The organism is Paraburkholderia fungorum (assembly GCF_046027605.1).
In the GTDB taxonomy this organism is placed as follows: domain Bacteria; phylum Pseudomonadota; class Gammaproteobacteria; order Burkholderiales; family Burkholderiaceae; genus Paraburkholderia; species Paraburkholderia fungorum_F.
This window is the reverse complement of sequence record NZ_JAQQEF010000043.1, coordinates 38,764-45,486: the sequence shown is the minus strand read 5'-3', so window position 1 is coordinate 45,486 and position 6,723 is coordinate 38,764. Positions and strand designations below refer to the sequence as shown.

Genomic DNA, 6,723 nt, shown 5'->3' with positions numbered 1-6,723 from the left:
TCTCGACGAGGATGCGTCGCTGGTCGCACCGTTCAGCGAGCGGCAACGGCTCGTTAACAAGCCGCTGTACGACCAGCTCGATCGCGATTACGCAGCAAAAGACAAGTGAGCAGCAACACCATTCGATCACATCAATAAAATCACGGAGACTTCATGGAAATGCCCCCTAACCCAGGCGACGCGCGTGACATCAATGCAGCCGCCGTCGCGAGCGCGCGAAATGCTGGGAGCACAGAGAGCGCCGCGGCGCCGGTGCGCATCCGCTCGATTGTCGGGGGCTTGGCCGGCAATCTGATCGAGTGGTACGACTTTCTCGCATACAGCATCTTCTCGATCTATTTCGCGAAATCGTTCTTCCCGAGCGACAAGCCGACCGTGCAGTTGATGAATACCGCCGCGATTGCGGCGGTCGGTTATGTGGCGCGGCCGCTCGGCAGTTGGCTGATCGGGCTGTATGCGGATCGGCGCGGCCGTAAATCGGCGTTGACCTGGTCCGTCACGGCAATGTGCGTCGGCTCTCTGATGATCGCCGTCACGCCGGGGTACGCGACGATCGGCGTGTTCGCGCCGATTGCGCTGATTCTCGCGCGGTTGTTACAAGGCTTGAGCATGGGGGGCGAATACGGCACCAGTGCGACCTATTTGAGCGAAATTGCTCCGCCAAACCGCCGCGGCTTCTATCTTGGCTTTCTGCAGGTCAGCGTGGTGGCCGGGCAACTGGTCGCGCTCGCGTTGATGCTGGTGATGCAGAACGTGCTGTTCACGTCGCAGCAGATCGAGCGTTGGGGCTGGCGCATTCCATTCGTGATCGGCGGCGCGCTCGCGCTATTTGCGCTGTACATGCGCCGTAACGTCACTGAAACCGAAGCGTTCAAACAGAGTGCGCGGCAAACGGGGCCATCGGTCGGCCGGCAGATGCTGCAGCACTGGCGGCAGCTCGCGCTTGCCATCGGCATCACGGTTGGCGGCACTGTCGGCTTCTATACCTACACGGTGTACATGCAGAAGTATCTGGTCAATTCGGTCGGGCTCAGCAAGGAAACATCAACGCTTATCTCCGCTGGCGCGCTGCTGCTGTATATGCCGCTGCAGCCGCTGTTCGGCCTCGCGTCGGACGTGTTTGGCCGGCGTCCGGTGCTGATCTGTTTCGGCGTGTGCTGCACGTTCTTCTCAGTGCCGTTGTTTACGGCGCTCAGTCACACGAAAGATCCGCTCGTTGCGTTCCTGCTGTCGTTCGCCGGACTCGTGATGCTGAGCGGCTTCACGTCGGTCCACATGCTCGCGAAGACCGAGCTGTTTCCGGCGCGAATCCGTGCACTCGCAGTCGGCTTGCCTTACGCGCTGACGACGGCGATTCTCGGTGGCACGACGGAGTTCGTCGCGTTGCGCTTCAAGGCGAGCGGTCACGAACAGTACTTTTATTGGTACGTTACCGCGTGGGCGGCGGTGTCGCTTCTCGTCTATATACGGATGCCAGAAACCCATTGTCGAAAAATCGCAGCAATTGAAACGCGTAAGGTAGCCTGATAAAAATGGACGCAGTTTAAACTCAGTTAAAAACTATTTTTACTACTGGGTCCATTTTCCTTGGAAAGAGAAGACAAATGAAAATTGCAATACTTGATGACTATCACGACACCATACGCACGCTACCTTGTTTCGACAAATTGATAGGCCACGACGTCACGATCTGGAACGATCATGTACAAAATGTTGATGTGCTAGCTGAACGATTACAAGAGATCGAAGTACTAGTATTGAATCGCGAGCGCACCAAAATTCAGGCTGCGTTATTAGAGCGCCTCCCTAATCTCAAACTGATCAGCCAACGTAGCGTTTATCCACACATCGACATTGTTGCCTGCACACGACTCGGCGTGATCGTCTCATCTAGTCAGCACGCTGATACCCCCAACTATGCTGCGGCAGAAATGACGTGGGGCCTGGTGCTTGCTGGTGTACGCCAGATCCCGCAGCAAATGTCGGCTCTCAAGGCAGGAAAGTGGCAAATCGGCGCTGGTAGTACTTTGCGTGAGAAGACCTTAGGTATTTACGGTTATGGCCGGATTGGGCGCGTGGTTGCTGGATATGGCAAAGCCTTTGGTATGAAAGTGTTGATATGGGCGCGCGCAGAGTCGCTCAAGAAAGCAATAGAGGATGGCTACGAAATTGCTGAAAATAAGCAGGCTTTTTTTGAAACATCTGATGTCATTTCTCTGCATATGCGATTGTACGATGCAACGCGCGGCATCGTCACCGCTGAGGATCTCGCCCACATGAAGACGACCGCACTGATCGTCAACACCAGCCGGGCAGCACTTATAGCACCAGGCGCATTGGTACAGGCTCTGCAAGCAGGGCGCCCAGGAATGGCTGCTGTGGATGTGTTCGAAGATGAGCCGGTGCTGGACATCAAACATCCTTTACTCAACATGGATAATGTTGTTTGTACGCCGCATCTCGGCTATGTATCGCGTGATGAATTTGAAATCCAGTTTACCGATATTTTTGATCAGATTGTTGCCTTTGCAAATGGCCAGCCAACGCATGTTGTGAATCCAGAAGTGCTAAAAAAACGTCGTTAGTCTACAACCCTCACCCGGGAGTGAATCGGTATGAACTCCAGCGACAAGTACAAGGTTCTGCTGATGATCTGGATGCTCCAGTTCGTCAACTATCTGGACCGCATCAATCTCTCGATCGCCGCGCCGACGATGAGGAAAGAGCTATCGATACGGGCGGCGCTCTTCGGCGTCGTGCTGGCCGCGTTCAGCCTGGGCTATGCGGTGGCGCAGATTCCCGGCGGTGCGCTGGCCGACCGCCTTGGCGCGAAGAGCGTAGGCAGTGAATCGATGTCCGCAACCAGATTCAACTCGACGTCTTCGCGCTGAAAGGTGCGCTCGATAATGAGCCGCAGCCCATTGCTGGTACTCGGCGCCACCAGCGGCACGTTCGTCAGCAGGTGCAGCGGACACACGGTTTGATCCTCGGGCAGCGAAAGCCCCGCGTCGCCGAGCACGTAAGGCTCCGCCGGAGCCAGACCATGAGCGGACGTGGATTCATCACGATCAGCATGCACGAACTCGAGCGCGTGAAGATCATCGAGGCGGTCGTCCAGCATCCGCTCGTCAACGCCGATATTTCGCGTGTCCTGGGTACGACGCGCCGCGTGAGCGTCGATCAGCAAACGTTCGGCTTTCCGATGCTCGATATCGTGACGATGGTCGAATGGTCTCAGGCCGGAATGCGGCCAAGGCACTTTTAGGCGATCGACAGGCCGTCGCATCGGCGGCTCTGTCGGCGGCCTTTTCGAACCCGGTTATAACAGCGAGCGCAGGCTAACCGCCGCGTCAGCAAGCAGAATCGGATCGAGCGGTTTGCCGGACGCAATGAGCCGTTTCGCAGCGCCCATCTCGCGACCTGCGTTGATCGCGACGACCGCGCGCAAGCGTGCAGCTTCGTCGAGTGCGAGCATGCAAAATGGACCTTGCTGCGCATCGCCGCGTCCGATCAGCGTGTGCGACGCTTCGATCGTGCCGAGCGTCTGGATATTGCAATCGAACTGATCAGACCAGAGCCACGGCCACTCCGCATACTCCAGCGTGTCGCCGAGCATGTTGGAGGCCGCGATCACTGGTTGATTTTCAGCGACCTGCCACGATTCGATGCGAACCTGACGCTCCAGCAGCGGATTGAAATGCATGGTCACTTCGCCGGCCGAAAAAATGTGTGGGTCGGACGTGCGGCACTGCGCGTCCACGACAATGCCGTTATTCACGTCCAGCCCCGCCTCTCGAGCAAGCTCCACGTTCGGCAACACGCCGATCCCCACCACCACGAGATCTGCCGCGAGCGTTCCGCTATCCGTTTCGATGCGCGCGCGGCCATTCTCGTAGCCAATACGCAGCGGCGTTTCGCCGAGCCTGAGCGTCACGCCACGCCGTGCGTGCAGCGACGCGACGAAGCGGGACGCCGCACGAGGCAGCGCACGTTGCAACAACTCGGCGGCCGGCTCGATCACCGTTGCCTCGCAGCCCGCCTGCGTGACTGCCGCGGCGACTTCCAGACCGATGAACCCGCCGCCGAGGATCGCGACCTGTTTGCCGGGCGCGAGCGCCGCGCGCAGCGCCAGCGAATCGGCCAATGTACGCACGTAGTAAAGCGGAACACGCTCGTCCACCGGACCCGGAAATCCGCGCACGCGCGACCCGGTTGCGAGCAGCAGCCTGTCGTAGGCGAGCACACTGCCGTCGTGCAAACACGCTTCCTGGCCGGCCCGGTCGATCGACTCGACGGTCGTCGCGAGCCGCAGGTCGATACCGTTCGCGGCGTACCAGTCCGGTGCAAGAACGAACGCCTTCTGTTCACCGCCGTCCGTCAGCAGTGCGTCTTTCGACAGTACCGGCCGATCATACGGCGCATGCGGCTCCGCTCCGATCATCACGATGCTCGCCGCCGGATCGCGCTCACGTAACGTTTGCGCGGCGCGGCGCGCGGCATGCCCCGCACCGACGATCACATGCCGGTCAGTCGACATGAACTTCCACCCGCGAGTCGACGATGCGGATCGGGAATACACGGACCGGCTCGGTAATGGGCGCGCAACGCGGCGCGCCCGAGCGGATGTCGATCAGCCCCTGATGCAGCGGACATTCCACGCAACCGTCTTCAACAAAGCCTTCCGACAGTCGCGCATGGCCATGCGAACACAGATCGTTCAGCGCGAATACTTCATCGCCGAGACGGAACACCGCGATCCGCCGGTCGCCGGCTACGAGCGCCGCCGGCTCGCCTTCGGTGAAATCGTCGAGCGTGCCGATGGTTTGCCAGTTTTCGAGAGTCTGTTCCATGAGCTCTCCTTCAGATAGGCGTGGCAAGCAGTGTCTGCACGCGCGACGTGTCGTACACCACTCGCTTGCTCTGATAACGCAGGCCTTCCGGCGTGCGCACGACACGGTCGTAGTACTTGCCCGCCTGGTACACGTCGGACTCGCCGTTGGCACGCGTTTGTACGACCACGTAGCTGCTTTCCGTTTCGATCACGCCGTCTTTTTCGCTTGTCACAGTCATACCCGACGTCATGTGACGGTACGTGTGCTCCTCGAAGATATTGGCGTTACGCAGCGACACAACGCGATCGCGCAGCATGTGCTGGTTCGTGCAGTGAATGATGCCGATCGGCAAACCCATGTCGGCGTTTTCCTTCGGCACGATTTCGTACGTGCAGTCTTCGGTGAACAACGTGGGCCACGCTTCGAGCCGGTCGTTGTCGAGATTGCTGATGTACTGGCTCTGCAGCATCTGCAATTCGAACCACAGCTTCATTGCTTCCATATGCGTCCCCTGATCAATAGCCCATTAATTTCTGATAACCGACCCAGAAGCGGCGGATCAGGCTTTCGGTAATCACCGTGTCTTGCTGGTCGGGGTTGCCGCGCGACATTTCGATCACCGAGGTCGCATCTCCGTCGCGGATCGTGCCGCGTTGCACCAGTTCAGTGGCTTCGGTGTCTTCCATCGAGATATAACCGGCCGGTCCCACCAGATTCGCCTGCTTGATGCGCAGCGCTCGCAATTCCGGCGTGTCGTCCGTGTAGCCGAAGAAGTGGAAAATCAGTTCGAAATTGTGGGGGCCCTTCGGCAGCAACTGACGTGCGACCAGCGTGTTGTGGATCTGCTGGATCACGAGTTGCGGGAAAATTGGCTGAATGTGGTTGGTCGTGTCTTCTTCGTATTCGGAGATGTGACCCAGCACGGAGTCGTCTTCGAGCGAGAAGCCTTCGTCCATCGAACGGATGTTCTGCTGTTTGTAGGCCGCCGACGTATCCTCGCCCGTTTTGGTAACGGTAATGATGCTGTGCAGACCGTGCGACGCGTCGGGAATCGAACGGGCCTTCATGCCGACGCGGAAGATGTTGAAGGTCGTATGAAACAGATGCAGCATGCTCGCGTGATACGGGTCCTTCACGTTTTCGAAGTACAGCTTCCAGTTCGACTTCGAATACTGACGCGTACAGCCGAGATACTCGATCGGCTTGTGAAAGATACGGTCGATCCACGGGCGCATTTCCGCGCCGAGATACTCGGGCAACGGCGCGACTTCATCGCTGAATGACGCGAATACGACGCCGCGATAGCTGTCCACGCGCAGCTTGCGCAGGCTGTGATTCTTCGGATCGAAGTCGGCCGGCATGCCGCTCATGCCCTTCTGGCCGCGCCGGAACGGCACGCCCAGCAGGTTGCCGCTATTGTCGAAGCTCCACTGATGATAGACGCAGGTATGCGAGGTAGCGTTGCCGCGTGCCTTGCGGCACACCGAAGCGCCTCGGTGCGCGCAGCGGTTCACCCAAACCGCGAGCGAACCGTCTTCCACACGCGTGACGACCACGGGTGTGTCGCCCACGAACGTGCTCTTGTAGTCGCCCACATTTGGGATCTCCGCCTCCAGCGCGACGAAATTCCACGTCGGGCCGCGGTAGATGCGTTGCTGCTCGCGCTCGTACACCGCTTGCGAGCTGAATACCTTGTACGGTACGCGCGAACCGTCGTCGTGCGGAAACACGACTTGATCAGATTCGCTATCCTTCACGAGGCGGATGGGCGCTTGGGCCATTTCCATGCTGATGACTCCGCTAGATTGCTGGTTGCTGCCTGTATGAGGGGACCGCCGTTCGGACGCGTGTAGATTGGCGGCTGTCACGCTTCCTGGTGCTGGCAGGAACA

The 6,723-nt window shown here is 58.9% G+C and carries 8 protein-coding genes and 1 pseudogene; 5 read left to right on the top strand and 4 right to left on the bottom strand.

What is annotated here, in order from left to right; all coding sequences use genetic code 11:
• From PQR53_RS36910 to PQR53_RS36890, 5 genes and pseudogenes are all read left to right on the top strand, one after another.
• Positions 1-109: pseudogene (locus PQR53_RS36910) on the top strand (carboxyvinyl-carboxyphosphonate phosphorylmutase); the annotation flags it as partial.
• Between the two features lie 44 nt (positions 110-153).
• The gene (locus PQR53_RS36905) at positions 154-1,527 is read left to right on the top strand and encodes an MFS transporter (RefSeq protein ID WP_408465238.1); all 1,374 of its coding nucleotides are present in this window, start codon (positions 154-156) and stop codon (positions 1,525-1,527) included.
• A 77-nt stretch (positions 1,528-1,604) separates the two neighbouring features.
• On the top strand, positions 1,605-2,585 hold the full coding sequence (locus PQR53_RS36900; protein ID WP_408465236.1) for a D-2-hydroxyacid dehydrogenase family protein: 981 nt from the start codon (positions 1,605-1,607) through the stop codon (positions 2,583-2,585).
• Positions 2,586-2,615: 30 nt separating this feature from the next.
• A complete protein-coding gene (locus PQR53_RS36895) occupies positions 2,616-2,891 on the top strand; it encodes an MFS transporter (protein WP_408465234.1) in 276 nt (91 codons plus the stop codon).
• Positions 2,892-3,043: 152 nt separating this feature from the next.
• Positions 3,044-3,265 carry a hypothetical protein gene (locus PQR53_RS36890; protein ID WP_408465232.1) on the top strand — a complete coding sequence of 74 codons (222 nt, stop codon included), beginning with the start codon at positions 3,044-3,046 and terminating at the stop codon, positions 3,263-3,265.
• Between the two features lie 54 nt (positions 3,266-3,319).
• Here PQR53_RS36890 and andAa read toward each other — a convergent pair whose 3' ends face one another.
• The 4 genes from andAa to andAc are packed head-to-tail and all read right to left on the bottom strand — an operon-like array spanning position 3,320 to position 6,619.
• Positions 3,320-4,537 carry an anthranilate 1,2-dioxygenase system ferredoxin--NAD(+) reductase gene (andAa, locus tag PQR53_RS36885; protein ID WP_408465230.1) on the bottom strand — a complete coding sequence of 406 codons (1,218 nt, stop codon included), beginning with the start codon at positions 4,535-4,537 and terminating at the stop codon, positions 3,320-3,322.
• Positions 4,527-4,850 (bottom strand): anthranilate 1,2-dioxygenase ferredoxin subunit AndAb, encoded by a 324-nt coding sequence (gene andAb / locus PQR53_RS36880; protein WP_408465228.1) that lies wholly within the window; start codon positions 4,848-4,850, stop codon positions 4,527-4,529. Before andAb ends, andAa begins: the two co-directional genes overlap by 11 nt.
• Positions 4,851-4,860: 10 nt before the next feature.
• Positions 4,861-5,334 carry an anthranilate 1,2-dioxygenase small subunit AndAd gene (andAd, locus tag PQR53_RS36875; protein WP_408465226.1) on the bottom strand — a complete coding sequence of 158 codons (474 nt, stop codon included), beginning with the start codon at positions 5,332-5,334 and terminating at the stop codon, positions 4,861-4,863.
• A gap of 13 nt (positions 5,335-5,347) precedes the next feature.
• A complete protein-coding gene (gene andAc / locus PQR53_RS36870) occupies positions 5,348-6,619 on the bottom strand; it encodes an anthranilate 1,2-dioxygenase large subunit AndAc (protein WP_408465224.1) in 1,272 nt (423 codons plus the stop codon).
• Positions 6,620-6,723 lie beyond the last annotated feature (104 nt).